Below are 26,888 nucleotides of genomic sequence, written 5' to 3' on the forward strand. Positions count from 1 at the left end.
AAATGAGTAGCGAAGCGGTGCGGATAGCCCTCTGACCTTTGACGCCTTCAACGAACTGGACAGTTTCGTTGCGCTGTCTTTGCTGAACCAGGTGCCCCGCTGGCATGCGATGATCGCGCGCGGGGCGGGGGAGGCGCAGGCCCGAACGGTCATCGACTATGTCGCGCCAGTGGGCGAGAAGGAAGCGACGGTCGAGCGCATCATGGGCGTGGTGTCGCATTTCCTGACATGATGAGCGGGAGCGTATCCTATGGACATGTCCTGCCTCCCAACAAAAAAGGGCGTCTGGCAATCCAGACGCCCTTTCGCTCTGCGACGAGGCAATCAGATCAGGCCGTATAGACCTTTTCGACGGCGGAGCGGAATTTCGCCATGTCTTCGGCCGAACCCACGGTAATGCGCGAAACCGTCGGCCAGATGGGCCAGTTGCGGCCGATCTGCACCTTCTCGGGCGTGGCAAGCATCGCCGCCTGCATCTCCTTGGCGGGCTTTTTCCAGTCCATCATGAACATATTGGCCTGGCTGCCCGACTGGACGTCGATCCCCTTGCTCTTCAGCCACGCGATGGTTTCTTCGCGGTTGGCGATCATTTCCTCGCGCCGGGCCTTGATCAGCGCCGCTTCGGGATAAACCGCGTTGCCGCATGCCATGGCGGTGATGGACAGGCCGCCGGCGGTCGGATTGAACAGGTTGATCCGCTTTTGCAGTTCCGGATCGGCGAAAGTCAGGCCGAGGCGCACGCCCGCCATGCCGAACAGCTTGGAGAAGGTGCGCATGACCACCAGGTCCTTGCGTCCGGCCACCAGCTTCGCCGCGCTCGGCGCTTCGGAAAAGTGGATATAGGCTTCGTCGACCAGCAGGATCGAATCCTTGGGCTTGTTGGCGAGCAGCCATTCGATATCGGCCAGCGGCGTCACGGTGCCGGTCGGATTGTTGGGCGTGCAGATATAATAGAGGCCCGCATTCGGATTGGCCGCCAGCATGGCCTTCACATCATGGCCCGCGCCCGGAGCCTGTGGCGCCTTGGCGATCGGGGCCTTGAGGTAATCGGCGGTGCGCCAGGCCGACTCAAACGTCGGATCGGCAGTCACCAGCCCCTTGGTGGGCGAGCAGAAGGCGGCGACCGTGCTGACCAGCGGACCGCCCGATCCGGGCCAGAGCATCACATGGCCTTCGGGAATGCCCTCTACCGACGCGACGGTCTTGACCAGTTCGCCGCGGTAATTGTCGGGATCATACCAGTTGCCGAGCGCAGCGGCCTTGGCCGCGGCATCGACGCCTGAAGGGAAGGGACCGGTCCAGCATTCGTTGGAGCCGATGCGCACCGCGCCCGCGACGCCGCGCGCGGCCTGCTGCTGCGCCTGCGCTGCGCCGCCCAGCAACGAACTGGCGGCGACGCCTGCGCCCACCAGCGCGGCGACTTCCGCGATCTGGCGGCGCGAATAGCCGCGTTCCATCAGGTCTTCCCTGGCATCCTTGTTCAGCATCATGGTCATATCGTCCGTCCCCGTTCTGCAAGAAGCACACACAAACGAAAGACGAAGCGGCGGCACATTTCCGCAATGTGCCGCCGCCCGATCATAATATTATTTTGCGCGAGCGCATCGCTGGCTTTCAGGCCTTCCAAACCTTGTCCACCGCCGCGTTGAAGGCGTCCATTTCCTCCATCGAACCGACGGACACGCGCGAGACATTGGGCCAGATCGGCCAGTTGCGGCCAATCTGCACCTTTTCCGCCAGGATTGCCGCCTGCATCTCCTTTGCTGGCTTGCCCCAATCCACCATGAACATATTGGCCTGGCTGCCCGGAATCACCTTGATCCCCTTGGATTTGAGGTGATTGATCGCCTTGTCACGCGCCGCGATCATTTCCGCCCGGCGCCCCTTGATCAGGTCCGCCTGCGCGACCGACACGGTGCCAGCGGCGACCGCCGTCATCGGCAGCATCGCCGTCACCTGACCGCCGTCATAGCGCATCATCTTCTTCATCAGCGCGGGGTTCGCAAAGGTCAGGCCCAGGCGCATGCCCGCCATGCCGAACAATTTGGAAAAGGTGCGCAGAACCAGCACGTCGTCGCGCGACGCCGCCAGCTTGGCGGCATTGGGTCCGTCGAACCAGTGGATATAGGCTTCGTCAACGACCAGGATCGAATCCTTGGGCTTGTTGTTGGCCAGCCATTCAATGTCGGCCAGCGGCGTGACTGTGCCCGTCGGATTGTTGGGCGAACAGATATAATAGACCCCTGCATTGGGATCGGCCGCCAGCATCGCCTTGACGTCATGGCGATAGTCGCTGGTCAGCGGCACCTTGGTGACTTTGGCGCCCAGCCAGTCGCCCGTCCGCCAGATCGCTTCATAGGTCGGGTCAGCAGTGACGATGCCGCGCGTGGGGGAGGCATAGGCGACCGCAACGCGGCTCAGCGGGTCGGACGATCCGGGCCAGGCAGTCACATATTCGGCCGGGATGCCTTCGACCGCGGAGACAGCTGAAAATAATTTCTGATGCTCATTATCGGGCTCGTAGCGATTGCCTTCATTGACCAGCTTGTAGGCGGCCTCCGCCGCGACCGGGAAGGGGCCGGTCCAGCACTCGTTCGCACCGATGCGCACCGCGCCTTCGACCGGCTTGGCCGCCTGTTGCGCGGCAGCGCCGGTCACGCGCAGCGTCGCGGTGGCGGCGCCCAACATCGCGGCCGCCTTCGCCAGCTGGCGGCGTGAATAGCCGCGGTCGATAAGATCCTGTTCGAAATGTGTCATATCTGCTTGGGTCGCCATGGTCCTGTCTCCCTGCGGGCCGTGCCTGGAAAGGTCGTCACTCTATTGGACGAAGCTACCGATTGTTTCCGCTATGTGAATGGCGGGCGGTCTTTTTGAGGTGATATTTTTCAGCCCGACCTTGGCCGCACAAATCTTGGCACTTTCCGGGTCAATCTGGTAGCGCTGCCCCATGCCCACGACGCCCGCCGCTGCCGCCCGCCAGATCCTTGTCCTGTTGCAGGAGGTGATGGCGTCGCGCAACAGCGCCCAGGCGAAGCTGAACAAGGTGGTGGAGATCATCGGCCAGTCGCTCTCCAGCGAAGTCTGCTCCATCTATCTGGTGCGCGAAGGTGTATTGGAACTGTTCGCCACGCGCGGCCTCAAACAGGAGGCGGTCCACGTCACGCGGATGGCCATGGGGGAGGGGCTGGTGGGCCTTATCGCCACCAATGTCGAGACGCTGAACCTTGACGAGGCGGCGGCGCATCCCGACTTTTCCTATCGTCCCGAAACCGGGGAAGATCGTTTTCACAGCTTTGCCGGTGTGCCGATCGTGCGGCGGGAGCGGTCGATCGGTGTCCTGTGCGTGCAGCATGTGGAGCCGCGCCGCTATGAAGAGGTGGAGATCGAGGCGTTGCAGACGGTCGCCATGGTGCTGTCCGAACTGATCGCAAACGCCGAACTGGCCGATGACGGCCCGGCCGACGCACGCGTTGCCGAAACGGGCACGACCATCTTGCAGGGTCTGCAACTGGTGATGGGCATGGCGCGCGGCCACGCCGTCTTTCACCAGCCGCGCATCCATGTCGAACATACGGTGGCGGAAGATACCGAGGCCGAACGCGCGCGGGTCATTTCCGCCTTCACGAAGATGCGCGAGCAGATCGACCGGATGACCGGCGCGGCCGAATTCGGGACCGAGGGCGAACATCAGGAGGTGCTCGAAACCTACAAGATGTTCGCCTATGACGAAGGGTGGATCCGGCGGATCAATGAAGTGATCGACAGTGGCCTGACCGCCGAGGCGGCGATCGAGAGGGTGCAACAGCGCACCCGCATGCGCATGCGGCAGATTGACGACCCGCTGTTGCAGGATCGGATGCACGACCTAGAGGATATGGCGAACCGGCTGCTTCGGATCGTGTCGGGGCAATTGGGGACCGCCGCGCAACTGGGTTTGCGCCAGGACGCCATATTGATCGCGCGCAATCTGGGGCCGGCGGAGCTGCTGGAATATGATCGTCGGCGGTTGAAGGGCGTGATTCTGGAGGAAGGGTCGCTGACGGCCCATGTCACCATCGTCGCGCGCGCGATGGGCGTGCCTGTTCTGGGCCGGGTGCGGGATGTCCGCCACAAGCTCAATGAAGGCGACCTCATCCTGCTGGACGTGGCGGACAATACAGTCTTGATCCGGCCCGGCCCGGACATGGACGAGGCGTTCGAGAACAAGCTGCATGTGACGCAGAAGCGCCGCGCGGAATTTGCCGCCATGCGCGACCTGCCGTCCGTGACCACCGATGGGCAGCGCGTCGAATTGATGGTCAATGCGGGCCTGCGCGAAGACGCGCAGGCGCTGGACTTGGTCGGTGCGGATGGCATCGGCCTGTTCCGCACCGAATTCCAGTTCCTGGTGTCCGCGACCCTGCCGCAACGCGAAAAGCAGCAAAGGCTTTACAAGGATGTGCTGGACGCGGCGGGCGACCGGCCAGTCATTTTCCGCACCGTCGATATCGGCGGCGACAAGGCGTTGCCCTATATGCAGCGCGATGGCGACGAGGAGTTGGAGGACAATCCCGCCATGGGCTGGCGCGCGCTGCGGCTCGCGCTCGATCGCGACGGGCTGATGAAGGCGCAGGCGCGCGCGCTGCTGGAGGCGAGCGCGGGCAAGATACTCAACATCATGTTCCCGATGGTGTCGGAGCCGTGGGAATATGAAGCCGCCCGTGCTCTGGTCGAGCATCAGCGCGAATGGCTGCACGGCCATAAGAAAAAGCTGCCGATCGCCGTCAAATATGGCGCGATGCTGGAAGTGCCGGCCTTGGCCGAAGTGCTCGACCTGTTGCTGCCGCGCCTCGACTTCCTGTCGATCGGCACCAACGACCTGACGCAATTTCTGTTCGCGGCGGACCGCGCCCACCCGAAGCTGGCGGAGCGGTATGATTGGCTGAGCATCGCGATCCTGCGCTTCCTGGACCGCGTCGTGCGCGCCTGCGTGGCGCATCAGGTGCCGGTCGGTGTCTGCGGCGAAATGGGTGGGCGCACGCTGGAGGCGATGGCGCTGATCGGCCTTGGCATCCGACGCTTGTCGATCACCCCTCCGTCAGTCGGCCCGGTCAAGGCGATGATCCGCGCAGTCGACGCGGCGCAGCTGCAATTCCTGATGCGGGAATGGCTCGACAGCGGTGCGCCGGACATACGCGAACGGCTGACGCAATGGGCATCCGATCGGGGTGTGGAACTCAGCTGAAACGGCTGGACCGGCGTTGACAATGCCCGTCCCGCAATGAGACAAGGCCGACCATCACAGGTCGCGGAGCAATATGGCAGAAGAACCAGACATCGAACCCGGCGCGACGCCGGTGGAAGACACGCAGCCCAGGACGCCCGGCGCAAAACTGCGCGCCGCGCGGGAAGCGCAGGGGCTTTCGCTTCAGGATGTCGCGACGCGCACGCGTATCGCCTTGCGGCAACTCGAAGCGGTTGAGCGCGATGATTATGGTGCCTTACCGGGTATTCCCTATGCCGTGGGCTTTGCCCGGGCCTATGCCCGTGCCGTGGATGTGGACGAAGTGGCGATTGCCGCCGAAGTGCGGGAAGGCGTCCATGGTTCGGACCTGGGCGCCAATCGCTATGAGGCGTTCGAGCCGGCCGATCCGGCGCGCGTGCCGTCGCGTGCGCTGGCCTGGACGCTGGCCGCGATCGTGCTGGTGCTGATCGGTGGCTATATCATCTGGCGTACCCAATTGTTCACGCCGCCGTCGAGCGAGGAGATTGCCGCCAGCGCGCCAGCCCGGCCCTCTGCGCCCGCAGCGGGCAGCGCCGTCGCGCCCATTCGCCAGGTGCCGCAAACTGTCGTCTTCACGGCGGTGGATGATGTCTGGTTGCGGATCGTCGATGAAGCAGGCGAGCGGTTGAAGGACGGGACTATGAAGAAGGGCGAAAGCTTCACCCTTCCCGCCGGTGCGCGCAATCCCACGATCTTGACCGGTCGCCCGCAGGCATTGAACGTCACTGTAGGTGGAAAGCTTATTCCGCCCCTGGGCGCTGCCGATCGCACCATCGCCGATGTTCCGGTCAATGCCGAGGCGTTGTTGGCGCGCGCCGCTCCGGCCGCGCAACAATCCGGCACGCCGGCCGGCGGGCAAGCGGTGCCTGCTGCTTCGGCGAACTGACAGGAGCGAAGGTCCCGCTTTACCGCAGGTAATTAGGCTTTATGGTTAAGGGTGCGGCCGTCACCTCAGCGGGGAGTTGAAGGTCGCAGCTTGGAAGTCATGCGCTTGCCGGTCGGAAGGATATGGTCCGTGCCGGGGTCGCAGCAGTCGGGGAACGTCATGCGTCACGCCTTATTCGCGTCCACAGCCGCCATCGCAAGCGCGATGATCGCCCTTGCCTCGCCAACTGCGGCACAGACCAGTGTCGAAGGGCGTGTCGATCGGCTGGAAAAGGAGATGCGCGCGGTGCAGCGCAAGGTATTTCCCGCGGGCACGCCGATCGAAGCGGAGATTACGCGTCCCGCGACACCCCAGCCATCGCCGGGAACGCCCGCATCGACGCCTGTCGCTGACCTGACGGCGCGGGTGAGCGCGCTAGAATCGCAACTGGCCTCGATCACGGGGCAGGTTGAGGAAAACAGCTACAAGCTGCGTCAGCTCGAAGAATCCTTCACCAAGTACAAGGCTGAAACTGACGCGCGGATGGCGCCTGCCGCGCCGCCGGTAGCCACGGTGCCGACGGCATCGTCAGGCGCCGGCGCAGCGCCCGCACCCGCCGAACCGGCGCCCGCCAGGCCTGCCGCCGCCAAACCCTCCGCCCCCGCAGGCGCGAGCGAAGCGCGCAAGACGGCAGTCGCGGCGATTGAGCGGCCCAATAGCGGTGATGAGGCCAATGACGCCTATACCTACGGCTTTCGCCTGTGGGACGCCAAATTCTACCCGGAGGCGCAGGCGCAACTCAAAGCCACGGTCGACAAATATGGCGACAGTTCGGTCGCCAGCCGGGCGCAGAACCTGCTTGGTCGCGCCTATCTGGATGATGGCAAGCCGGCGCTCGCCTCCGTGGCCTTTTACGAAAATTATCAGAAGCGGCCGCGTGGCGACCGTGCGGCTGACAGCCTGGCCTATCTTGGCGAAGCGCTTATCCAGCTGAAAAAACCTGCTGATGCCTGCAAGGTCTATCAGGAACTGGATCAGGTTTATGGCAGCAGCCTGTCCTCTAGCCTGCGTGCGATGATGGACAAGGGCCGCGCTCAGGCGAAGTGCAGCTGACAGGCGAAAGCGCCGCGCTTCAGACGCGGCTGGTCGATGCGACGCGCGCGCTGGTCGGCAATGATCCGGCGACCCGTTTCGCCGTCGCCGTGTCCGGGGGACCGGACAGCATGGCGCTGCTGTGGCTCGCGGCGGGCGCCTTTCCGGGTCGCGTGGCCGCAGTGACGGTCGATCATGGCTTGCGGCCGGAATCCGCCGACGAAGCGGCAATGGTGGCGCGATGGTGTAGCGCGCACGGTATCGATCATGCCACGCTCCATCCCGATGTGCCGGTGACGGGCAATGTCCAGGCTTGGGCGCGCGCCATGCGCTATCGCCTGATGGAGGCTTGGCGCGCGTCTTGCGCCATGGACTGGATCATGACCGCCCATCACGCCGACGATCAGCTCGAAACAGTGGTGATGCGTCTCAACCGGGGGTCGGGCATTGGTGGACTTGCCGGCGTGCGCGCCAGGTCCGGCCGGGTGATCCGGGCACTGCTGGGCGAGCGCAAGGCGCAGTTGCAGGCATTTGTCGATCGCGAAAAATTACCGCATGTGCAGGATCCCTCAAATCGCGACGCGCGCTTTGACCGGGCTGCCTTGCGCTTGGCGCTGTCTGACGCGCCCTGGTTGGACGCGCAGGCGGTGACGCGTAGCGCCGCAGCATTGGCGGAGGCGGAAGCCGCGATTCTGTGGAGCGTCGCGCAACTGGCGGAGCGTCATGTGCGCGCCGACGGCCTCGGATGGACGCTCGACCGTATCGACCTTCCGCGCGAATATCTGCGTCGGCTATTGGTGCATATGCTGATGCTGGCCGGCGCAAAGACGCCGCGTGGGGACACGTTGGATCACGCCTTGCAGGAGGCGGCGGCTGGCCGTCAGGCAAGCCTTGGCGATTGGCTGGTGAAAGGCGGCAGCACGTGGAGCCTGCGACCGGCGCCGCCGCGCAATTAATTTGGCAAAAGGTTCCACGGGTCAGCGCGCCGTACTCACGTTTTGCCGCTTTTAGCCTGATAGTGGCATCTGGTTAACGGTCGATATGGTATCGGGCCTGCTTTCCAGCGGGACTCTCTATGCATGTTTGAATTTGCTGCTTTATCTTATGGTCTCTTGGCAAGCGTCATTCTTTCGGCGGCGCAGCGGAATCGGACTTTGGCTCGGCCGCATCCACCGTTGCTGCTTTATATGGGATATCTGCTGTGCGGTATGTCGGCAGGCCTCGCTCTGGCGCTCGGCTATCTTGCATTGACGATCGCCGGGGTCGTCTGACCTTCGGTCATCTATGCTAAATCGCCGCCAGGGAACGGCGTCGGCTGCGCTTGCGCTTTTGTCGGCGTGCCCTATCTTGGCGGGTGAAAGAGAGTGATGATGAACGACGAGAAAGACCCGCAGGGCAACCCCTGGATCAAGAGCGCGATGATTTGGGCAGGCGTGATTGTCGCCCTGTTGCTGTTCGTATCTCTGTTCGACAGCCGCACCGCCACGACGGCAGGCACTGGCATCGCCTATTCCGAGTTTCGCTCGAAAGTGCAGGAAGGGCAGGTCAAGGATGTCGCGATCGCGCCTGATCGCATCACCGGTACCCTGTCGAGCGGCCAGAAATTCAGCACTGTCCCGGTCAACGATCCGGGCCTTCCCAAGATGCTCGATGACTTCAACGTCAAATATTCGGGTCAGGCGGAGGAGCAACCCAGCTTCTGGATGATCCTCATCTACCAGTCGCTGCCGTTCCTGCTGATATTGGGCATCGCCTTTTTCGTGCTGCGTCAGATGCAGAAGGGCGGCGGCGCCGGTGGCGCCATGGGTTTTGGCAAGTCGAAGGCCAAGCTGCTGACCGAAAAGCATGGCAAGGTGACGTTTGATGACGTGGCCGGCATCGACGAGGCGCGCGAGGAATTGCAGGAAATCGTCGAGTTCCTGAAAGACCCCAGCAAATTTGCGCGTCTGGGCGGCAAGATTCCCAAGGGTGCGCTGCTGGTCGGTTCGCCCGGTACCGGTAAGACGCTGCTGGCGCGCGCGATCGCGGGCGAAGCCGGTGTGCCTTTCTTCACCATCTCCGGGTCAGACTTTGTCGAAATGTTCGTGGGCGTTGGTGCGAGCCGTGTGCGCGACATGTTCGAGCAGGCGAAGAAGAATGCGCCCTGCATCGTCTTCATCGACGAAATCGACGCGGTTGGCCGCCATCGCGGCGCGGGCCTGGGCAATGGCAATGACGAGCGCGAGCAGACGCTGAACCAGCTTCTCGTCGAAATGGATGGCTTCGAGGCGAATGAAGGTATCATCATCGTCGCGGCGACCAACCGTCCCGACGTACTCGATCCCGCGCTGCTGCGTCCCGGCCGTTTTGACCGGCAGGTCGTGGTGCCGCGCCCCGACATTGAAGGCCGCGAGAAGATTCTTGCTGTCCACATGAAGAAGGTGCCGCTCGCCCCCGACGTCAATCCGCGCACCATCGCGCGTGGCACGCCGGGCTTTTCGGGCGCGGACCTCGCCAATCTCGTCAATGAAGCCGCGTTGATGGCGGCCCGGCGGGGCAAGCGTCTGGTCGCCATGGACGAGTTCGAGGCGGCCAAGGACAAGGTCATGATGGGCAGCGAGCGTCGCTCCATGGTCATGACCGACGATGAAAAGAAGATGACCGCCTATCATGAGGCTGGCCATGCCATCGTCGCAATGCACGAACCGGCCTCCGACCCGATTCACAAGGCGACGATCATCCCGCGCGGTCGCGCTTTGGGCATGGTCATGCGGCTGCCCGAACGGGACAGCTACAGCTATCATCGTGACAAGATGCACGCCAACATGGCCGTCGCCATGGGTGGACGCGTGGCCGAGGAAATCATCTTCGGCTATGACAAGGTGTCATCGGGCGCATCGGGTGACATTCAATATGCCACCAAGCTGGCCCGCGACATGGTGACCCAGTGGGGCATGTCCGACAAGCTGGGTCCGCTCCAATATGAAGAGCAGCAGGGCGAAACCTTCCTTGGCTATTCGCAGAGCCAGCGCGTCCATATGTCTGACGAGACGGCGAAGCTGATCGACAAGGAAATTCGCGGTCTGGTGGAGCAGGGTTATGCCCGGGCGCAAGAGGTGCTCAAGGGCCATGAAGACCAGTTGCATCTTCTGGCCAACGCCATGCTGGAATATGAGACGCTGACCGGCGAGGAAATCAAAACACTGCTGGAGCAGGGTGAGATTACCCGCGACGACGGGACCACGATCAAGCCTTCGGTCATCCCGGCGGTCGGATCGTCAATCCCGAAAATCCGCAAGCGCAAGGGGCCGTTCGGCGATCCTACGCCAGCCGGCGCGTAAGCCGCGACAACAGGCATTTTCAAGAAAGGCGCGGCCTCCCGGTCGCGCCTATTTTCATTTGCGGCTTAGGTTGCCGGGTCAAAATGCAGCGCCATCCGGTAGTGCGTTCTCGTCGAGGACAAATGCGCATTTGAGCGATCCAAGGGGTAGCCGCGCTCCGCCTGACATGTACGGCGAGAAAGGGTTTGGTGTGTGGCGCGCCTGATATTTGCTAGCGTGTTGCAGGTCGCAGCGACCAACGGATACCGGCTACCACTGAAATCGTCACGACGACGCGGGTAGAACTAAGCCTATATGTGATCAGAACAGGCTATCTATCCTTAAGATAGCAACAAAAAACGGCCCGCCAGGCGAGCCGTTTCTCAATCATCGATACGGTGAAGCGTCTCAGTTGGCCGGGGCGACGCCCTGGTCGGTCATGAGCTGATGCAGCTCGCCCGCCTCATACATTTCCATCATGATATCGCTGCCGCCGACAAACTCGCCCTTCACATACAGCTGTGGGATCGTCGGCCAGTCCGAATAGGCCTTGATACCCTGACGGATGGCCTGATCCTGCAACACGTCGACGGTTTCGTAGCCGACGCCCAGATGCTCCAGAATGGCAATCGCCCGGCTGGAAAAGCCGCATTGGGGGAAAAGCGGCGTGCCTTTCATGAAAAGCACCACATCATGGCCAGTCACAATCTGCGCGATCCGCTGCTGCACGGCGTCGGTCATCATCGTCATCCAATTCTATCTGTCGCGGCCACAGGAGGCGCGAAACGTTCCAGGTGCGTTAGTTGGGAACCGCGGTGGTGAGTTGCAAGGCATGGAGCACGCCGCCCATGCGCCCGCCCAAGGCGGCATAGACTGCACGCTGCTGCGCGACCCGGCTCATCCCCCGGAAACTTTCGGATACGACCCGCGCGGCATAATGATCCCCGTCGCCGGCCAGGTCGGTTATTTCAACCTGCGCATCGGGGATGGCGGCGCGAATCATGTCAGCAATGTCGTCGGCGGCCATGGGCATGGTCGGCGCGTTCCCTATTGAGCTTCGATGAACATGCGGCGTGCGATCACCGCCTGTTCTTCCAGCGCCGCGCGCACGCCCGCTTCGTCAATGTCGATCCCGGCCTGAGTCATATCGCCGACCAGCTTGCGGATGACATCCTCATCGCCCGCTTCCTCGAAATCGGCCTGCACGACCGCCTTGGCATAGGCATCGGTTTCCTCCGGCGTCAGGCCCATCTTCGCTGCGGCCCATTCGCCCAGCAGCCGATTGCGGCGCGCCTGGATGCGGAATTCCATCTCCTGATCATGCGCGAACATATTTTCGAACGCTTTTTCGCGATCGTCGAACGTAGTCATATGCTGGTGCCCCGCTTAGATGGCCTGTTGTCGAACAGTGATAGGAAGATGCAAGGGATTACGCAACGGCCGGCGCGGCGGAGGGGACAATCCAGGGGCGTTCTTGCGCCTGTTGCGCTTCATAGCTGTCAATGACGTCAGCATCGCCCAGCGTCAGGCCAATTTCATCCAGCCCGCCCAGCAGGCATTGTTTGCGAAACGGGTCGATATCGAAATGGAAGCGGTCCTGAAACGGCGTGGTGACGCTCTGCGCCTCCAGATCGATATGGATGGGATCCGTCTTCGCGACCTCCATCAACCGATCGACGGCATCCTGCGGCAGGACAACCGTCAATATGCCGTTCTTGAACGCATTGCCCGAGAAGATATCGGAAAAACTCGGGGCGATCACCACCTTGATGCCAAGGTCCGCCAGCGCCCAGGCGGCATGTTCGCGGCTGGACCCGCAGCCGAAATTATCGCCAGCGATCAGGATCGGACTGCCGGCATAGGCAGGATCGTCAAAGACATTGCCCGGCTGCTTGCGCAACACCTCGAACGCGCCCTGGCCAAGGCCGCTGCGTGAAATCGTCTTGAGCCAATGGGCGGGAATGACGATGTCGGTGTCGACATTCTTCATCCCGAACGGATAGGCCCGCCCTTCGACCGTCGTGAGTTTGTCCATCAGTTCGCCTTCTGCACCTCGGGCGCCGGCGTGTCTTCGGCGCGGCCCAGCGTTGCCGCCATCGCCGCGCTGGCCAATGCCCCCATCGTCAGCAGCCAGAAAATCTTCTTCATGCGACCATCCCCTTTTGCGTCGTCATCAATTCGCGAACATCGGTGAGCCGCCCGGTAATGGCGGCGGCAGCGGCCATGACGGGCGATACCAGATGCGTGCGTGCCCCCGGTCCCTGGCGGCCCATGAAATTGCGGTTGCTGGTCGACGCACAGCGCTCGCCGGCCGGCACCTTGTCCGGGTTCATCCCCAGGCACGCGGAGCAGCCCGGCTCGCGCCATTCAAAGCCTGCGTCAAGAAAGATGCGGTCCAGCCCCTCGGCTTCGGCCTGCGCTTTAACGAGGCCCGATCCGGGCACCACCATCGCATGCTTGATGCCGGACGCGACATGACGACCCTTCAGCAAGGCGGCTGCGGCGCGCAAATCCTCGATCCGGCTGTTCGTGCAACTGCCGATGAAGATATGTTCGATAGCGACGTCCTGCATCCGCTGCCCAGCCGTAAGGCCCATATAGTCCAGCGACTTGCGCACCGCGTCCTGCTTGCTCGCATCCTCAAAGCTGCCTGGATCGGGCACGACGCCGGTGATCGGCACGACGTCTTCGGGGCTGGTGCCCCAGGTAACGGTCGGCACGATATCGGCGGCGTCAATCACCACGGTCTTGTCGAACGTCGCGCCGTCGTCCGTGACCAATGTTTTCCAATAGGCGACGGCCGCGTCCCAGTCCGCGCCCGCAGGCGCCATCGGCCGCCCTTTCAGATAAGCGAAGGTCTTCTCATCAGGCGCGAACAGGCCGGACCGCGCGCCCGCTTCGATCGACATATTGGCGACCGTCAGTCGCCCTTCGATCGACATGTCGCGGAAGACGGACCCGCGATATTCCATGACATGCCCGGTCCCGCCCGCGGTGCCGATCGCGCCGCAGATGGCCAGCGCCACATCCTTGGGCGTCACGCCGGGGGCGAGCTCGCCGTCGACCACAACGGCCATCGTCTTCGACTGTTTGAGCAGCAGGGTCTGTGTGGCAAGCACATGCTCGACCTCACTGGTGCCGATGCCAAAGGCCAGAGCGCCCAACGCACCATGCGAGCTGGTATGACTGTCGCCACAGACCAAAGTGGTGCCGGGCAGGGTGAAGCCCTGTTCCGGGCCGACGACATGGACGATGCCTTGTTCAGGGTCCGCATCGCCGATCAGCCGCACGCCGAATTCCGGCGCATTGCGTTCCAGCGCGGCCAGCTGCTGCGCACTTTGGGGATCGCTGATCGGAATGCGATTGCCCGCCGCATCACGGCGCGGCGTCGTTGGCAGATTATGATCTGGCACCGCCAGCGTGAGGTCGGGCCGACGCACCTTGCGTCCGGCAAGGCGTAGCCCTTCGAACGCCTGCGGACTGGTCACCTCATGCACAAGGTGACGATCAATATAGATGAGGCAGGTGCCGTCGGGACGCCGTTCAACGACGTGCGCGTCCCAAATCTTCTCGTAAAGGGTGCGGGGCTTAACCATGATGCTTCCCCCTAGACCCCTCCTGCCAAAGGGAAAAGGGGGAATACGACCGAAATATCCTGTTTTTGTCAGGGTAGCGGCAAGAAAGTTACGTCCTCGTCATCCGGCTCGATAATCCGCGATAATCCTGCCGGCAGCGGCGATCTCTGCCTCATGGCTTTCCTCTCGCCAGGTTTCGGCCAGGGCTTCGCTTTCCCACTGCTTCATCGCCGGGTGATCCAGCATATGATCGACCCACGCCTGCGCCGCCTTTCCGACGTCCAGTCCATAGCTGCGTACCCGAAAGACGACGGGCGCGTAAAAGGCGTCGACCGCAGTGAAGGCCTTGCCCGCCAGGAATGGGCCGCCGAAACGGTCCAGCCCCTGTTCCCATAGCTCGCGCAGCCGCGCGATATCCCGCCCCAGCGCGGGGGAGCGCATGTTGGGCTCGACGCGCACGCCAATATTCATCGGGCAGTCCTGGCGCAGCGTCGCGAAACCGCTGTGCATTTCGGCAACGGCGCATTGCGCAAAGGCGCGGGCGGCCTCGTCCGCTGGCCAGACGCCCGCGTGGCGATCGGCAAGGTAGAGCGTGATGCCAAGCGAATCCCACACGGTTCGATCGCCGTCGATCAACGCGGGCACTTGGCCCGTTGGCGAGAAGCTGTGGAAGGCGGCGTAATTACTGGCGGCGGCAAAGGGTTCGATATGATCGTCGAACGGCAGGCCCAGCGCCGTCATCAATATCCAAGGGCGCAGCGACCAGCTGCTGTAGTTGCGATTTGCGGTAATCAGCGTGTACGCCATGAGGCGATGCTCCCATGCAATTGATGGAGGGCGGCATAGCTGATTGGTGGTCGCCGATATAGCGGCATCCATCCAAGCCTCCCCATAACGGGCGATGTTTGCATGGACGACGCCCTAGCCAAATGCCTGATCCAACGGCACAATGGGCCCATCCCGTGCGATGCCTTTGCATCGCCTCTTCCCATCATGGAGTTCCAGTCGTGAACCGACGCCAATTTCTTGCCACCAGCGGCGCCACCGCCATCGCTGCGGCCACACCCCATGTTCTTGCGCAGACCGGCAGTGCCGATGCGCGGTTCCGCGCGATGCTGGACCGGTTTTTCTATGAGCGCCTGGAATCATCTCCCGAAAGCGCCACGCGTCTTGGCCTGGACACGGGGCCTCGCGCGGCCTTGCGCGGGCAATTGAGCGATACGAGCGCAGCGGGCGTCGCCAAGGACATAGCGCGCGTAAAGGCCCAGGCGCAGCAGCTCGCCAGCTTCGATCGGTCAAAGCTCAGCGAAGCGAGCCAGCTCGATTATGATGTCCTGTCCTACCAGTTCGACCGGTCGCTGGGGGGCGAACAATTTGGCTATGGCGAAACCATGGGCCGCTATGCGCCCTATATCCTTTCGCAACTGACCGGCAGCTATCGCGAAATTCCCGACTTCCTGGATTCGCAACATCGGGTGAAGGATGCGGCGGACGCCGACGCCTATCTGTCGCGTCTGGAGGCCTTTCCCGCGGCGATGGACGGCGAACTGGAGCGGCAAAAGGCGGACGCCGCTCGTGGTGTTTTCTCACCCGACTATATTCTGGACACGACGATGAAGATGCAGGCCGCGCTGCGCGATCAGCCAGCGGCTGAGACGGTGCTCGTCACGTCGTTCGTCAAGAAGCTCAAGGACGCGGGTCTGCCGCCGGATCGGGCCGCTCAAGCTGAAAAGATCGTGGCGGAAAGCATCTTTCCCGCCGTTGATCGCCAGCGTGCGCTGGTGCGCGATTTGCGTGCCAGGGCGGTGCATGATGCGGGTTGCTGGCGCCTGCCCGATGGCGAGCAATTCTATGCCAATGCGGCCGAAGCGGCGACGACGACGAAGCTGACCGGTGACGAAATTCACCGCATCGGTCTGGATCAGGTCGCCCAGATCAGCGCCCGGATCGACGCGATCCTGAAAGGCGAGGGGATGAGCCAGGGCAGCGTCGGTGAGCGGCTGGTGGCGCTCAACAAGCGGCCCGACCAGCTTTATCCCAACACCGATCCGGGTCGTGAGGCCTTGCTGGCGCAGCTCAATCGCCAGATCATCGCCATGAGCAAGCGCCTGCCCGAGGCCTTTTCCGCCAGGACGCTGCCCAAGGCGCCGGTCGAGGTGCGCCGCGTGCCAGTGACGATCCAGGCGGGCGCGCCGGGCGGCTATTATCAGAATGCCTCGCTCGACGGCTCGCGCCCGGCTATCTATTATATCAACCTGCGCGACACGTTCGATCGGCCCAAATTCGGCCTTGCGACGCTGACCCATCATGAAGCCGTGCCGGGCCATCATCTCCAGGTATCGGTCGCGCTGGAATCGAATGCCATTCCGCTGATCCGGCGGCGTGGCGGCTATAGCGGCTATTCAGAAGGCTGGGCGCTCTATTCCGAACAACTGGCCGACGAAATGGGCATGTATGAAGGCGATCCGCTGGGTCAGGTCGGCTATCTGCAATCGCTATTGTTCCGCGCGACTCGTCTGGTGGTAGACTCAGGGATGCACGCCAAGCGTTGGAGCCGCGAAAAAGCGACGGATTTCCTGATTGCCACGACCGGCATCGCGCGAGGCCGCAGCCAGGGTGAAATTGATCGCTACACCGTCTGGCCAGGACAGGCATGCAGTTACAAGATCGGCCACACCGTCTGGAACGACCTGCGCGAAGACGTGAAACAGCATCAGGGCGCTGCTTTCGACATCAAGCAGTTTCATGAAGTGCTAACGCTCGGCGCGATGCCGCTCGACATATTGAAGCAGACCGTGCGCCGCCGCGCGGGCATCGCCTGACACGGATGCCACGGGATGGAGCCTCGCGCTTGGCGAGGCTCCATCCGGTCATTCGTCCACGCGCGCGGCCGTGCAGGCGAAGCTTCCATCAAGTCAGCGGCGAAACGTCTCGGCGGCTGCACTGGCAAGCTGATCGGCGCGCTCATTTTCGGGATGGCCGGCATGGCCTTTCACCCATTTCCAGGACATCTGGTGGCGGGCGGCCGCCTTGACGAGTTCCTGCCAAATCTCGACATTTTTCACTGGTTTATTGTCGGCGGTGCGCCAGCCCCTTTTTTGCCAGCCGAACACCCATTTGGTGATGCCATCCATGACATATTTGCTGTCGGTGTAGAGCGTTACCGCGCATGGCTTCTTGAGCAGGTTGAGCGCTTCAAGCGCCGCCGTCATTTCCATGCGGTTGTTGGTCGTCTGCGGCTCGCCACCGGAGATTTCCTTTTCCGTGTCGCCAAAGCGCAGCACCGCGCCCCAACCGCCAGGGCCAGGATTGCCCTTGCACGCGCCATCGGTGAAAATCTCGACCCGGGGGAGATCGCTCATGCGCCCAGCAACTCCGCTGCGTCCGCATGGGTGTAGAAATCCAGTCGGCGCAGATAGGCGGTGGGGTCCTTGCGCGTCACCAGCGCATCGGCCGGCGTATTGATCCAGTCATAGGCGCGCGTGAGCAGGAAACGCAGCGCCGCGCCGCGACACAGGGTCGGGAAGGCGTCGCGCTCAGCCTGCGTGAGGCCATGGGCTTCGCTGTATCCGTTGCCCAGTGCGGCTGCTCGATCCCCGAACCAGCTCGCGCCATCATTGCTGAAACACCAGGCACTGTGCGTGACGGCAAGGTCATAGGCGCGAATGTCGGTGCAGCTGAAATAAAAGTCGATGAGGCCGGTCACATGATCGCCCAGCATCAGCACATTGTCGGGGAACAGGTCCGCATGGATCACCGATTGCGGCAGGTCTGAGGGCCAATGCGCATCCAGCCAGGCAAGTTCGTCGCGTACCCGGCCAGCCAGCCCCGGCTCGATTTGGTCGAGATCGCTGCCGCAGCGCGCGGCGAGGGCATGCCAGCCCGCCTTGTCCAGCCGGTTGGGGCGCTGCTGCGCAAACCCCTGCGCCGCCTTGTGCAATTCGCCCAACGCCATGCCAGCGGCATGGGCCTGGGCCGCCGTCGGTTCCGTAACGCTGATGCCGGTCAGAAACTCTATCAGGCAGGCGGGTCGTCCGGCCAGATGCTGAAGCCGACGGCCTTCCCGATCGGCTATGAAGCGGGGCACGCGGCACCCGCGCGCGCCCAGATGGTCGAGCAGGTCCATGAAAAAGGGGAGGTCTTCTTCGTCCACCCGCTTTTCATACAGCGTCAGGATGAAGCGCTGGCCCTCGTCATTGTCGCTGCTGCCGGTTGTTTCGAGCAGGTAATTGCTGTTCTCGACGCCTTCGGCGATGCCCTTGGCCGACACCAGCCGTCCGGCATCATAGCGGGCCAGAAAGACGTCAATGTCTTCGGCGGGGACATGCGTATAGACGGCCATGGTCGGTCAGCCTTGATCTAGATAGCGTGCAGGAGCGGGCGCGCGCAGTCGCGCCTCATGCATGGTCCAGGCCACGCGGCAGTTTGAAGGAAATGGTTTCCCGCGCCGTTTCCACCTGTTCCTCGGTCACGGCATAGCGGGTGGCGATGCGGTCGACGACTTCGCGCACCAAAATTTCCGGCGCGGAGGCCCCGGCCGTCAGGCCCAATGTGCCGACCGACTCCAGCCAGGCAAAATCCACTTCGTCCGCGCGCTGGATCAGGCGGGCCGGCGTTCCTTCGCGTTCGGCGACTTCGACCAGGCGCAGCGAATTGGAACTGTTGGGCGCGCCGATGACATAGAGCGCATCGCACCGCCCGGCGATCGCCTTCACCGCAGTCTGGCGGTTGGACGTTGCATAGCAGATATCCTCTCCGCGCGGCGCGGCGATGGTTGGGAAGCGCCGCTGCAAGGCCGCAACGATGGCGGCCGTGTCATCCACCGACAAGGTCGTCTGCGTGAGGAAGGCCAGATTATCCGGATCGACGGGCACGAAGCGTTCCGCATCCTCGACCGTTTCGATCAAGGTCATCGAACCGTCCGGCACTTGCCCGAATGTGCCGATCACCTCAGGATGCCCCTTGTGGCCGATAAACAGGATGTGGCGACCGTTGTCGACCTGCCGTTCGGCCTGGCGATGCACTTTGCTGACCAGCGGACAGGTGGCGTCCAAATAGTCGAGGCCGCGCTCCTGCGCCTTTTCCGGCACCGCCTTGGGCACGCCATGGGCGGAAAAAACGACCGGCACGCCGTCGGGCACCTGATCCAGTTCTTCGACGAAGACCGCGCCCTTGGCCTTCAGGCTGTCCACGACATATTTGTTGTGGACGATTTCGTGGCGAACATAGACGGGCGCGCCATATTTCTCGATCGCGCGCTCGACAATGACGATGGCGCGGTCCACCCCCGCGCAAAAGCCGCGCGGCGCGGCGATCAACAGGGTCATCGGGCGAAGGGTATCGGGCGCATGCGTCATGCGCGTCGGCTTAGGCGAATGGCGCGGCGGAAGGAAGAGGGGGCATGCGAAAGCGGCTTGCTTGCAGTTGCGTGGCAGGCGGCGGATGGATAAGGAAGCGCAACACTTCTGCGCCCCGCCAAGGAATATCTGCCTGTGAAAACTTCTTCGATCGCCCTGACCGCCATGCTGGCGCTCGCTCTGGCAGGCTGCTCGCGGCGTGGCGAAATCGATGCGACCGGCGGCATCGTCGCCGTGCGTTCGGCTTGCCCGACGGCGGCGATCCCCGCGCAAACCGGCGACATCACATTGTTCAATCCGGCGAACAGCACCGACGCATCGGCGATCGACGTGGTGGCGAACATCACCGACCTGCGCTCCACATGCGCCGATGGCGACCAGTTCTATACCGAGGCGACCTTCACCGTGAACGCGCGCCGCACGGACGCCAATGGCGCGCGGCAGGTCGTGCTGCCCTATTTCTCGGCGGTCGTGCAGGGCGGCAGCGCCGTGGTGGCCAAGCGCATCGGTCAGGTGACGCTGGACTTCGCGCCGGGCCAGTATCGCGCCAGCGTGCAGGCGAAGGCCGGATCTTATGTGAACAAGAGCGCGGCCACCCTGCCGGCCGAAATCCAGCAGAAGATCACGCAAAAGCGCAAGGCCGGTGACGCCGATGCCGCGATAGATCCGTTCGCGCAGCCGGACGTCAAGGCCGCCTTGCAGCGGACCAGCTTTGAACTGCTCGTGGGCTTCAACCTGACCCAGGATCAGCTGCGATATAACGCGACCCGTTAAGGCGCGCTCAACTTTGATTTTCCCGTTCGTGCTGAGTAGGGACTGAGCGAAGCCGAAGGCCCGTATCGAAGCATCTGCGTCACCCAAATCCTTCGATACGCCATTTCGACGTCGCTCAATGGCTATTCAGGGCAAACGGATTTTTTGACGCAGGATTGTTGAATGTCCCTCTATACTCGCTTTACCGCCCATCTTGACGCCGTGCTCGACGCGCTGGAGATCGAGGGCGTTCTGCCCGCCGGTCTCAATCGCAAAGCTGTCACGGTCGAGCCGCCGCGCGATGCCAGCCATGGCGATCTGGCCACCAACGCCGCGATGGTGCTGGCCAAGCCTGCCGGCACGAACCCGCGCGCACTTGCTGAGGCTATCGTCACGAAGTTGCAGGCGCTGGACGACGTGCAAAGCGCCGCCATCGCCGGCCCTGGGTTCATCAACATGACGCTGACGGACGCGACCTGGCGTGCGGAACTGGCGACAATCCATGCCGACGCGGCCGACTATGGGCGGTCCGACCTGGGGCAGGGCGTCACCGTCAATGTCGAATATGTGTCGGCCAACCCCACCGGACCCATGCATATGGGGCATTGCCGGGGCGCGGTGGTGGGCGATGCGCTTGCGACGCTGCTCGAATATGCCGGGCACAAGGTGATCCGCGAATATTATATCAATGACGCGGGCGGTCAGGTCGATGTGCTCGCCCGGTCTGCGCATCTGCGCTATCGCGAGGCTCTGGGCGAGGATGTCGGCGCGATCCCCGAGGGGCTTTATCCAGGTGACTATCTGGTGCCGGTAGGGCAGGCGCTTGCCGCCGAATATGGCGACAGGTTCGTCGGCGCGCCGGAATCCGACTGGCTGGTGACGTTCCGCACTTTTGCCGTGGCGAAGATGATGGACATGATCCGCAGCGACCTGGCGCTGCTGGGCATCCATCACGATATTTTTGCGTCGGAGGCGGAGTTGCAGGCGGCGGGCAAGCCCGATGAGGCGGAAGCCTGGCTGCGCGCGCATGACCTGGTTTATGACGGCGTGCTGGAAGCGCCCAAGGGCGAATTGCCCGATGACTGGGAGCCGGTGGAACTGCCGCTGTTCCGCTCGACCAAATTTGGCGACGATCAGGATCGGCCGATCAAGAAGTCCAATGGCAGCTGGACCTATTTCGGCGCCGACATGGCCTATCATTTTCAAAAGGCGCAGTCGGCGGACCAGCTCATCGACATTTGGGGCGCGGACCATGCCGGCACGGTCAAGCGTATCCAGGCCGCCGTCGCCGCGCTGACGGAAGGACGGGCGCGGTTCGACGTGAAGCTCATCCAGATGGTCCGCCTGCTGCGCGACGGTGAGCCAGTGAAGATGTCGAAACGCGCCGGCAATTTCGTGACGCTGGCGGACGTGGTGCGCGAAGTGGGCAAGGATGTCGTCCGCTTCACCATGCTGACGCGCAAGGCCGACGCGCAGATGGATTTCGATTTTGCCAAGGTGGTGGAGGCGTCGAAGGACAATCCGGTCTTCTACGTCCAATATGCCCATGCCCGGATTTCCTCACTCGGCCGGCGCGCCGAAGAGGCTGGAATTGATCTGCCCGCGCCTGACCTGTCCCTACTTGGGACGGCGGAACTCGGCCTGGTCAAGCTCGCCGCGCAATTCCCCCGTGTCGTCGAAGGGGCGGCACAGGCGCGCGAACCGCATAGAATTGCCTTTTATCTCAATGATCTGGCCTCGGCATTTCATGGCTGGTGGAATATGGGTAATGACGATCCGGGCGCGCGCGTGATCCGCGCCGACGATCCGGCGCTGACCGCTACGCGCCTTTCCCTGGCGCAGGGAATAGGGCAGATTATCCGCAACGGGCTGGCGCTGATGGGCGTGGCCGCGCTGACCGAAATGCAGTGATGGACGGGATATTCTGACGATGGGCGACTATGCGCGGGGCCGACTGGATTTGGACGACGACGATCGGCTGCCCTGGCTGGAACCGGCGATCGACGAGGAAGAGGAGCGGATTTCGCCGCTCCGCATGCTCGGACTGATCCTGCTTGGCCTGCTGCTGATCGGCGGAGTCGTCGCCGGCATCTGGTGGGCGCAAAATCGCAATGGCGCGGGCGGCGCTGGCGAACTGATCGCCGCGCCCGAAGGCAATTACAAGATTCCGGCGAACGAGGCCGACGCCCGCAAATTTGCCGGCGAAGGCGATGCCAGCTTTGCCGCGAGTGAGGGCGTCGCGCGCGATGGACGCATCGACCCCAGCCGCGTGCCCGAAGCGCCCATCACTGGCACCGCGCCCGCGCCGGGCAATGCCAAACCCTCCGTCGCGCCCAAGGCGGGGCAGAGCGTATCGGCACCGGTAACGGACGAAACGTCGCAACAGGCCGCGCCGGTCAAACAGGCCAAGGCCGCGGGCGGGACGATCCAGCTTGGGGCCTATGGCAGCGCATCGGGCGCCAAGGATGCCTGGGGCCGCTTGTCAAAGCGGTTCGCCTATCTGGCGCCACTGGCGATGACGGTCGAATCGGCCGAGGTGGGTGGCGGCACCGTCTATCGCCTGCGCGCCAGCGCCGGCGCGCAGGCGGCGACCATCTGCGGTCGCTTGAAGGTAGCCGGGGAAAGCTGCCTGGTCGTCAACTGACGGGCAGCGGCGTCGGGGACGCACCGCTGGTTATGGCCGGTGCGTCATTTGCGCTTCGACAGGGTCAACGGGTGGCGTTAGATATCCGCGCATGAAACCCGTCATCTTTGGCCTGTCCGGCGAAACCCTCACCCCCGACGAACGCGTCTTCTTTGCCGAGGCGGACCCGGCGGGCTACATCCTGTTCAAACGCAATATCGCCGACCGGCCGCAGGTTCGCGCGCTCACCGACGATCTGCGATCGCTCCATGGCCGTGACGACCTGCTCATCATGATCGACCAGGAGGGCGGGCGCGTCGCGCGGATGCAGGCCCCGGTCTGGCCCAGCTTTCCGCCCGGCGCGATCTTCGACCGGCTCTATGATGTCGCCCCGTCCAGCGCGATCGCCGCGGCCCATGCCAATGCCCATGCCATCGCGTTGACATTGGCGGAAGTCGGGATCACGGTCGACGCTCTGCCGCTGCTCGACGTGCGGCAGGATGGGGCGAGCGACATCATGGGCGACCGCACGCTGGGGGCTGAGCCGATGCGCGTCGCCGCGCTGGGGCGCGCTGTGCTGGAGGGGCTGGCGGCTGGCGGCGTGGTCGGCATCGTCAAGCATATGCCCGGCCACGGCCGCGCGCTCGTGGACAGCCATCTGGAACTTCCGGTCGTCACCGCCGACGCGCAGGCGTTGGAAAGCGACCTGTCGCCCTTCCACACATTGCGAAGCGCGCCGATGGGGATGACGGCGCATGTCGTCTATACCGCCTGGGATGCCGACCGGCCGGCAAGCCTGTCGTCTGCGGTGATCGGCGGGATCATCCGGGAACGCATTGGCTTTGACGGCTTGCTGATGTCCGATGATCTCGACATGAAGGCGCTCAAAGGCTCCATCCCCGACCTCGCCGCCGCCGTCGTCGCGGCCGGATGCGATCTGGCGCTCAATTGCTGGGGGCGGATGGAGGACATGGTCGGCATCGCCGAAAAACTGCCGGAGATGAGCGATCTGTCGCGCGCCAGGCTGGACCGCGCCATGGCGAGCGTAACACGGGGAGGTGAAAAGCCGCCCTTGGAGCAATTGCTGGCAACGCGCGATCAGCTGCTGGAGCCGGTGGCGGGTTGATTGGGTGAGAAGGGTGGACAGCCTGGTTCATGTCGTCATGCCTGCGAAGGCGGGGATCCATGTTCCAGCGCGGCACGTCGGGTATAGTCGAGAGATGGTTTCCCGCGTTCGCGGGAATGACAGAGTTGGGTGGGAAGCGGACCATGTGTTCCATGTCGTCATCCCCACGATTGCGGGAATGACGGAGTGGGTGGATTGCGGACTTGCTGGTGTTGCACATAATCAGTGTGTACCTGCCGCTGAAATTGGATTTGGGTTGCAGCATGTTTGTCATAGAAGATGAGCCACACGCCGAACACGTTGGGTCGTTTGAGAGCAAGATCGACGCAATAGATGAATTGCAGCGATTAGCTAACCTCCCATGGGATCAAGCGCCGAATGTTTGCCCTTGTACAAGTTGGCGGACTTGCGGGCGACGCTACCACCTAATCGAATACGACACGTCACGGACACCGTGGCGGCAGGTGAGCAATCTCCCCTTTCTTGAAGTATCGGCAGCCGGAATTTCGTGGCTGTGCGGTCTTAAGTGATAAACGTCAGCTATCAGGTTCAAGGACTTTTAAGCCGAGCTGCAAGAAATGGTCGATTTATGCCAGCGGCAGGGGATCGAACCCGCACCTCCACCTCACGGCAAGGATCGCTGTAGCGATACGTCTACCAATTCCGTCACGCTGGCGCGGCCATTTAGCGAATCAATAGCCATCTCGGCAATGTCCGGTTTCAAGCGGGCCTATTGCTCATGTGGATGACGATAAATGGTCGATTTCTGACCGGCTGCTTCATTCCGAATGCCAATGGATGAATGCCCACCCTGTGAAGAAAATGCCGAACGATAATATCGCCAGACCCCACCATTCCAAACTTTCAGGCACAACGTGAAATGACAACGTCATTAGAGGGGCCTCGATCAAAAGAAGGGCGGCAATCGTCAGCCACGCCGTGAGATTGAGAGGCAGGTAGTTATAGCCGAGCCAACGTCGGAAGCGGGGCTTGTCCATCGATGCATAATAGCAGCTCGTCCATTGTCTGCAATTCGGATGCTGCTCAGAGCAATCGAACGGCTAGAAACGGTCCCTTCCAGACCATCCTCCTCTATAAGGGGAGGTGGCTGGCCTTAGGCTAGACGGAGGGTGTCCGCTCTCGACAGGGTGAGACCCCTCCACCACTTCGTGGTCCCCGTCCCCTTGCGGGGGAGGATTTGGCCGCCGCTTTTGGTCGTCGCCAAGTGCCCGAAAGAAAAGAACAGGGCTTCGACAGGCTCAGCCTGAACGGGCGTGGGGTGACTGCTTCCGGTTGCATTCAATCAACTCTCACCCACCCCCCGGTGCGTTATGCCCGCCGGCCGGCACCGGGCCGCCGCTGGGGGCATGGCCATTGTCGGGATTGTTGTCCCAGTCGATATGATAAAGGTCGAACCGCCGGTCGCGCAGGTTGCGCACCGTGCCTTCCGACCGCGCCCAGCTGAGGTCGGCCAGGTTGACGTCGGCCATGGTCAGCGTTTCGACATTCTCGGTCGATTCCGCCGCGATGCCGTCCCGCGCGAAAGGCAGGTCGCAGGGCGTCAGGATCGCGCTCTGGGCATATTGGATGTCCATATTGTCGACATTGGGCAGGTTGCCGACATTGCCGGACATGACGACATAGCATTGGTTCTCGATCGCGCGGGCCTGCGCGCAATAGCGCACGCGCATATAGCCCAGCCGCGAATCGGTGCAGAAGGGGACGAAGATGATGCGCGCGCCCTGGTCGACCAGCCGCCGTGCCAGTTCGGGAAATTCGCTGTCGTAACAGATGAGCACGCCAATTGGGCCGCAGTCGGTCTGGATGACGTCCAGGGAATCCCCGCCCTTGATGTTCCACCAGAAGGCTTCGTTGGGGGTGGGGTGGATTTTTTCTTGCGTATGGATCGACCCGTCGCGAAGGGCGACATAGGCGATGTTCTGAATGTCGCCATCCTCGGCGCGCGTCGGATGCGATCCGCCGATGATATTGATATTATATTCCAGCGCCATGCGCCCCAATTCCCGCGTCAGGCGCGGGGTGTAATTGGTGAGCTTGTCGATCGCCTCCATGGGTGACAGCTTCTTGGTTTCGAACGACAGCAGGGGCAGGGTGAAGAGTTCCGGGAAGATGATGAAGTCCGACCGGTAATCCGCCGCCACATCCACGAAATATTCAATGTTGCGAATGAATTCGTCGAAATCCTCGACCGCGCGCGCCTGCAACTGGCAGGTGGCGAGCCGGACGCTTTCCACACCGCGGGGCACCCGCATTTCGGGCGCTTCGTCCGGGTCGACATAGGGGTTGCGCCACACCAGATGCGCTGCATGGCCGTCCGATTGCTTGTCTTCGGGCAGGTAATTTTCCAGTACGCCCAGCGGCTCGAACTGATTTTTCAGCTGAAAACTGATGACCTGGTCGCGCATCTTTCCCGTGACGACCTTGTCCAGATAGTCTTGCGGGCTGCCGGCGCGCCGCTTGGCTCTGGCATAGCCGGGCATGCGGCCGGCGATAACGATGCCATGCAGGTCCAGCTCCTCTGCTAGCTCCTTGCGTTCATCGTACAGGCGCTGGCCGATGCGCAGGCCGCGCAGCTTGGGATCGACCGCCATTTCATAGCCGTACAGCCATTCGCCGGCCGCGCTATGGCGTGTGCCAAAGCCGTTGGCGGTGATTTCCTCCCAATCATGCCGGGCAAAGGCCATCGCCTTGCTGACGCGCATCGTCGCGCAATAGCCGACCACCTTGCTGTCATAGAGCGCGACGAAGCAGCCATTGGGGAAATTGTTGATCTGCCCCCGGATCGTCGCCAGCGAATAATTGGGCATGCCGGGATAGGCGCGAGCGATCAGCCGCTGGATGCCCCGCACATCCGAAGGAACGGCCGCACGGACCTCGAGGCGCTTCTTGGCGGTGGTGGTCATGGTTTTTATCT

The 26,888-nt window shown here is 62.8% G+C and carries 24 protein-coding genes and 1 pseudogene; 12 read left to right on the top strand and 13 right to left on the bottom strand.

What is annotated here, in order from left to right; genetic code table 11:
* Positions 1 to 91: 91 nt before the first annotated feature.
* Entirely contained in the window at positions 92 to 232 is a 141-nt protein-coding gene (locus RLDS_RS55200) for a hypothetical protein (RefSeq protein WP_236616821.1), read from the top strand.
* Between the two features lie 97 nt (positions 233 to 329).
* Here RLDS_RS55200 and RLDS_RS35680 read toward each other — a convergent pair whose 3' ends face one another.
* Both RLDS_RS35680 and RLDS_RS35685 read right to left on the bottom strand, forming a co-directional pair.
* Entirely contained in the window at positions 330 to 1,496 is a 1,167-nt protein-coding gene (locus RLDS_RS35680) for a pyridoxal phosphate-dependent aminotransferase (protein WP_021225245.1), read from the bottom strand.
* Positions 1,497 to 1,614: 118 nt separating this feature from the next.
* Positions 1,615 to 2,775, bottom strand: coding sequence for a pyridoxal phosphate-dependent aminotransferase (locus RLDS_RS35685; RefSeq protein WP_021225246.1), 1,161 nt, complete (start codon positions 2,773 to 2,775; stop codon positions 1,615 to 1,617).
* Between the two features lie 172 nt (positions 2,776 to 2,947).
* Between RLDS_RS35685 and ptsP the strand changes: the two genes are divergently transcribed.
* From ptsP to ftsH, 6 genes are all read left to right on the top strand, one after another.
* A complete protein-coding gene (ptsP, locus tag RLDS_RS35690; protein WP_021225248.1) occupies positions 2,948 to 5,224 on the top strand; it encodes a phosphoenolpyruvate--protein phosphotransferase in 2,277 nt (758 codons plus the stop codon).
* Positions 5,225 to 5,297: 73 nt separating this feature from the next.
* Positions 5,298 to 6,149 (top strand): helix-turn-helix domain-containing protein, encoded by an 852-nt coding sequence (locus RLDS_RS35695; protein WP_021225249.1) that lies wholly within the window; start codon positions 5,298 to 5,300, stop codon positions 6,147 to 6,149.
* 159 nt (positions 6,150 to 6,308) lie between these two features.
* A complete protein-coding gene (locus tag RLDS_RS35700; RefSeq protein ID WP_031297718.1) occupies positions 6,309 to 7,241 on the top strand; it encodes a hypothetical protein in 933 nt (310 codons plus the stop codon).
* Positions 7,232 to 8,176: a tRNA lysidine(34) synthetase TilS gene (tilS, locus tag RLDS_RS35705; RefSeq protein WP_021225251.1), complete on the top strand. Its 945-nt coding sequence runs from the start codon at positions 7,232 to 7,234 to the stop codon at positions 8,174 to 8,176. Before RLDS_RS35700 ends, tilS begins: the two co-directional genes overlap by 10 nt.
* A gap of 123 nt (positions 8,177 to 8,299) precedes the next feature.
* The gene (locus RLDS_RS35710) at positions 8,300 to 8,491 is read left to right on the top strand and encodes a hypothetical protein (protein WP_021225252.1); all 192 of its coding nucleotides are present in this window, start codon (positions 8,300 to 8,302) and stop codon (positions 8,489 to 8,491) included.
* Positions 8,492 to 8,590: 99 nt separating this feature from the next.
* Positions 8,591 to 10,540: an ATP-dependent zinc metalloprotease FtsH gene (gene ftsH / locus RLDS_RS35715; RefSeq protein ID WP_021225253.1), complete on the top strand. Its 1,950-nt coding sequence runs from the start codon at positions 8,591 to 8,593 to the stop codon at positions 10,538 to 10,540.
* Between the two features lie 387 nt (positions 10,541 to 10,927).
* On the opposite strand, the gene grxD is transcribed toward ftsH, so the two are convergent.
* From grxD to RLDS_RS35745, 6 genes are all read right to left on the bottom strand, one after another.
* A complete protein-coding gene (gene grxD, locus RLDS_RS35720; RefSeq protein ID WP_031297719.1) occupies positions 10,928 to 11,260 on the bottom strand; it encodes a Grx4 family monothiol glutaredoxin in 333 nt (110 codons plus the stop codon).
* A gap of 58 nt (positions 11,261 to 11,318) precedes the next feature.
* A complete protein-coding gene (locus RLDS_RS35725; RefSeq protein WP_021225255.1) occupies positions 11,319 to 11,552 on the bottom strand; it encodes a BolA family protein in 234 nt (77 codons plus the stop codon).
* Between the two features lie 14 nt (positions 11,553 to 11,566).
* A complete protein-coding gene (locus RLDS_RS35730) occupies positions 11,567 to 11,890 on the bottom strand; it encodes a DUF1476 domain-containing protein (protein ID WP_021225256.1) in 324 nt (107 codons plus the stop codon).
* A 58-nt stretch (positions 11,891 to 11,948) separates the two neighbouring features.
* Positions 11,949 to 12,554, bottom strand: coding sequence for a 3-isopropylmalate dehydratase small subunit (gene leuD / locus RLDS_RS35735; RefSeq protein ID WP_021225257.1), 606 nt, complete (start codon positions 12,552 to 12,554; stop codon positions 11,949 to 11,951).
* A 109-nt stretch (positions 12,555 to 12,663) separates the two neighbouring features.
* Positions 12,664 to 14,115, bottom strand: coding sequence for a 3-isopropylmalate dehydratase large subunit (gene leuC, locus RLDS_RS35740; protein WP_021225259.1), 1,452 nt, complete (start codon positions 14,113 to 14,115; stop codon positions 12,664 to 12,666).
* A gap of 99 nt (positions 14,116 to 14,214) precedes the next feature.
* Entirely contained in the window at positions 14,215 to 14,901 is a 687-nt protein-coding gene (locus RLDS_RS35745; RefSeq protein WP_021225260.1) for a glutathione S-transferase family protein, read from the bottom strand.
* A gap of 200 nt (positions 14,902 to 15,101) precedes the next feature.
* Between RLDS_RS35745 and RLDS_RS35750 the strand changes: the two genes are divergently transcribed.
* Complete coding sequence (locus RLDS_RS35750; RefSeq protein WP_021225261.1) at positions 15,102 to 16,916, top strand: DUF885 domain-containing protein; 1,815 nt, start codon at positions 15,102 to 15,104, stop codon at positions 16,914 to 16,916.
* 93 nt (positions 16,917 to 17,009) lie between these two features.
* Here the strand turns inward: RLDS_RS35750 and rnhA are convergent, their stop codons facing one another.
* The 3 genes from rnhA to ispH are packed head-to-tail and all read right to left on the bottom strand — an operon-like array spanning position 17,010 to position 19,451.
* Positions 17,010 to 17,456, bottom strand: coding sequence for a ribonuclease HI (gene rnhA / locus RLDS_RS35755; protein WP_021225262.1), 447 nt, complete (start codon positions 17,454 to 17,456; stop codon positions 17,010 to 17,012).
* Positions 17,453 to 18,436, bottom strand: a complete 984-nt coding sequence (gene thrB / locus RLDS_RS35760) for a homoserine kinase (protein ID WP_021225263.1) — start codon at positions 18,434 to 18,436, stop codon at positions 17,453 to 17,455. Before thrB ends, rnhA begins: the two co-directional genes overlap by 4 nt.
* 55 nt (positions 18,437 to 18,491) lie before the next feature.
* Entirely contained in the window at positions 18,492 to 19,451 is a 960-nt protein-coding gene (gene ispH / locus RLDS_RS35765) for a 4-hydroxy-3-methylbut-2-enyl diphosphate reductase (protein ID WP_021225264.1), read from the bottom strand.
* Between the two features lie 165 nt (positions 19,452 to 19,616).
* Between ispH and RLDS_RS35770 the strand changes: the two genes are divergently transcribed.
* The 4 genes from RLDS_RS35770 (at position 19,617) to nagZ (ending at position 23,953) form a co-directional block, all read left to right on the top strand.
* Positions 19,617 to 20,225, top strand: coding sequence for a hypothetical protein (locus RLDS_RS35770; protein ID WP_031297720.1), 609 nt, complete (start codon positions 19,617 to 19,619; stop codon positions 20,223 to 20,225).
* A gap of 162 nt (positions 20,226 to 20,387) precedes the next feature.
* Positions 20,388 to 22,115 (top strand): arginine--tRNA ligase, encoded by a 1,728-nt coding sequence (gene argS, locus RLDS_RS35775; RefSeq protein WP_021225266.1) that lies wholly within the window; start codon positions 20,388 to 20,390, stop codon positions 22,113 to 22,115.
* 19 nt (positions 22,116 to 22,134) lie between these two features.
* Entirely contained in the window at positions 22,135 to 22,848 is a 714-nt protein-coding gene (locus RLDS_RS35780; RefSeq protein WP_021225267.1) for an SPOR domain-containing protein, read from the top strand.
* A gap of 91 nt (positions 22,849 to 22,939) precedes the next feature.
* Positions 22,940 to 23,953, top strand: coding sequence for a beta-N-acetylhexosaminidase (nagZ, locus tag RLDS_RS35785; RefSeq protein ID WP_021225268.1), 1,014 nt, complete (start codon positions 22,940 to 22,942; stop codon positions 23,951 to 23,953).
* A 590-nt stretch (positions 23,954 to 24,543) separates the two neighbouring features.
* Here nagZ and RLDS_RS55885 read toward each other — a convergent pair.
* A pseudogene (locus RLDS_RS55885) lies at positions 24,544 to 24,629 on the bottom strand.
* Between the two features lie 634 nt (positions 24,630 to 25,263).
* Positions 25,264 to 26,877: a GNAT family N-acetyltransferase gene (locus tag RLDS_RS35795; protein WP_021225270.1), complete on the bottom strand. Its 1,614-nt coding sequence runs from the start codon at positions 26,875 to 26,877 to the stop codon at positions 25,264 to 25,266.
* Positions 26,878 to 26,888 lie beyond the last annotated feature (11 nt).

Source organism: Sphingobium lactosutens DS20 (genome assembly GCF_000445105.1).
In the GTDB taxonomy this organism is placed as follows: domain Bacteria; phylum Pseudomonadota; class Alphaproteobacteria; order Sphingomonadales; family Sphingomonadaceae; genus Sphingobium; species Sphingobium lactosutens.

Coding starts and splice junctions, on each gene's coding strand:
- RLDS_RS35745 (WP_021225260.1), bottom strand. CDS start 14,901: ATGGCGTACACGCTGATTACCGCAAATCGCAACTACAGCAGCTGGTCG.
- RLDS_RS35685 (WP_021225246.1), bottom strand. CDS start 2,775: ATGGCGACCCAAGCAGATATGACACATTTCGAACAGGATCTTATCGAC.
- RLDS_RS35710 (WP_021225252.1), top strand. CDS start 8,300: ATGTTTGAATTTGCTGCTTTATCTTATGGTCTCTTGGCAAGCGTCATT.
- nagZ (WP_021225268.1), top strand. CDS start 22,940: ATGAAACCCGTCATCTTTGGCCTGTCCGGCGAAACCCTCACCCCCGAC.
- RLDS_RS35795 (WP_021225270.1), bottom strand. CDS start 26,877: ATGACCACCACCGCCAAGAAGCGCCTCGAGGTCCGTGCGGCCGTTCCT.
- RLDS_RS35695 (WP_021225249.1), top strand. CDS start 5,298: ATGGCAGAAGAACCAGACATCGAACCCGGCGCGACGCCGGTGGAAGAC.
- RLDS_RS35730 (WP_021225256.1), bottom strand. CDS start 11,890: ATGACTACGTTCGACGATCGCGAAAAAGCGTTCGAAAATATGTTCGCG.
- ftsH (WP_021225253.1), top strand. CDS start 8,591: ATGAACGACGAGAAAGACCCGCAGGGCAACCCCTGGATCAAGAGCGCG.
- leuD (WP_021225257.1), bottom strand. CDS start 12,554: ATGGACAAACTCACGACGGTCGAAGGGCGGGCCTATCCGTTCGGGATG.
- RLDS_RS35680 (WP_021225245.1), bottom strand. CDS start 1,496: ATGACCATGATGCTGAACAAGGATGCCAGGGAAGACCTGATGGAACGC.
- RLDS_RS35700 (WP_031297718.1), top strand. CDS start 6,309: ATGCGTCACGCCTTATTCGCGTCCACAGCCGCCATCGCAAGCGCGATG.
- ispH (WP_021225264.1), bottom strand. CDS start 19,451: ATGACGCATGCGCCCGATACCCTTCGCCCGATGACCCTGTTGATCGCC.
- RLDS_RS35725 (WP_021225255.1), bottom strand. CDS start 11,552: ATGCCCATGGCCGCCGACGACATTGCTGACATGATTCGCGCCGCCATC.
- argS (WP_021225266.1), top strand. CDS start 20,388: ATGTCCCTCTATACTCGCTTTACCGCCCATCTTGACGCCGTGCTCGAC.
- RLDS_RS35780 (WP_021225267.1), top strand. CDS start 22,135: ATGGGCGACTATGCGCGGGGCCGACTGGATTTGGACGACGACGATCGG.
- RLDS_RS35770 (WP_031297720.1), top strand. CDS start 19,617: ATGCTGGCGCTCGCTCTGGCAGGCTGCTCGCGGCGTGGCGAAATCGAT.
- leuC (WP_021225259.1), bottom strand. CDS start 14,115: ATGGTTAAGCCCCGCACCCTTTACGAGAAGATTTGGGACGCGCACGTC.
- rnhA (WP_021225262.1), bottom strand. CDS start 17,456: ATGAGCGATCTCCCCCGGGTCGAGATTTTCACCGATGGCGCGTGCAAG.
- grxD (WP_031297719.1), bottom strand. CDS start 11,260: ATGACCGACGCCGTGCAGCAGCGGATCGCGCAGATTGTGACTGGCCAT.
- ptsP (WP_021225248.1), top strand. CDS start 2,948: ATGCCCACGACGCCCGCCGCTGCCGCCCGCCAGATCCTTGTCCTGTTG.
- thrB (WP_021225263.1), bottom strand. CDS start 18,436: ATGGCCGTCTATACGCATGTCCCCGCCGAAGACATTGACGTCTTTCTG.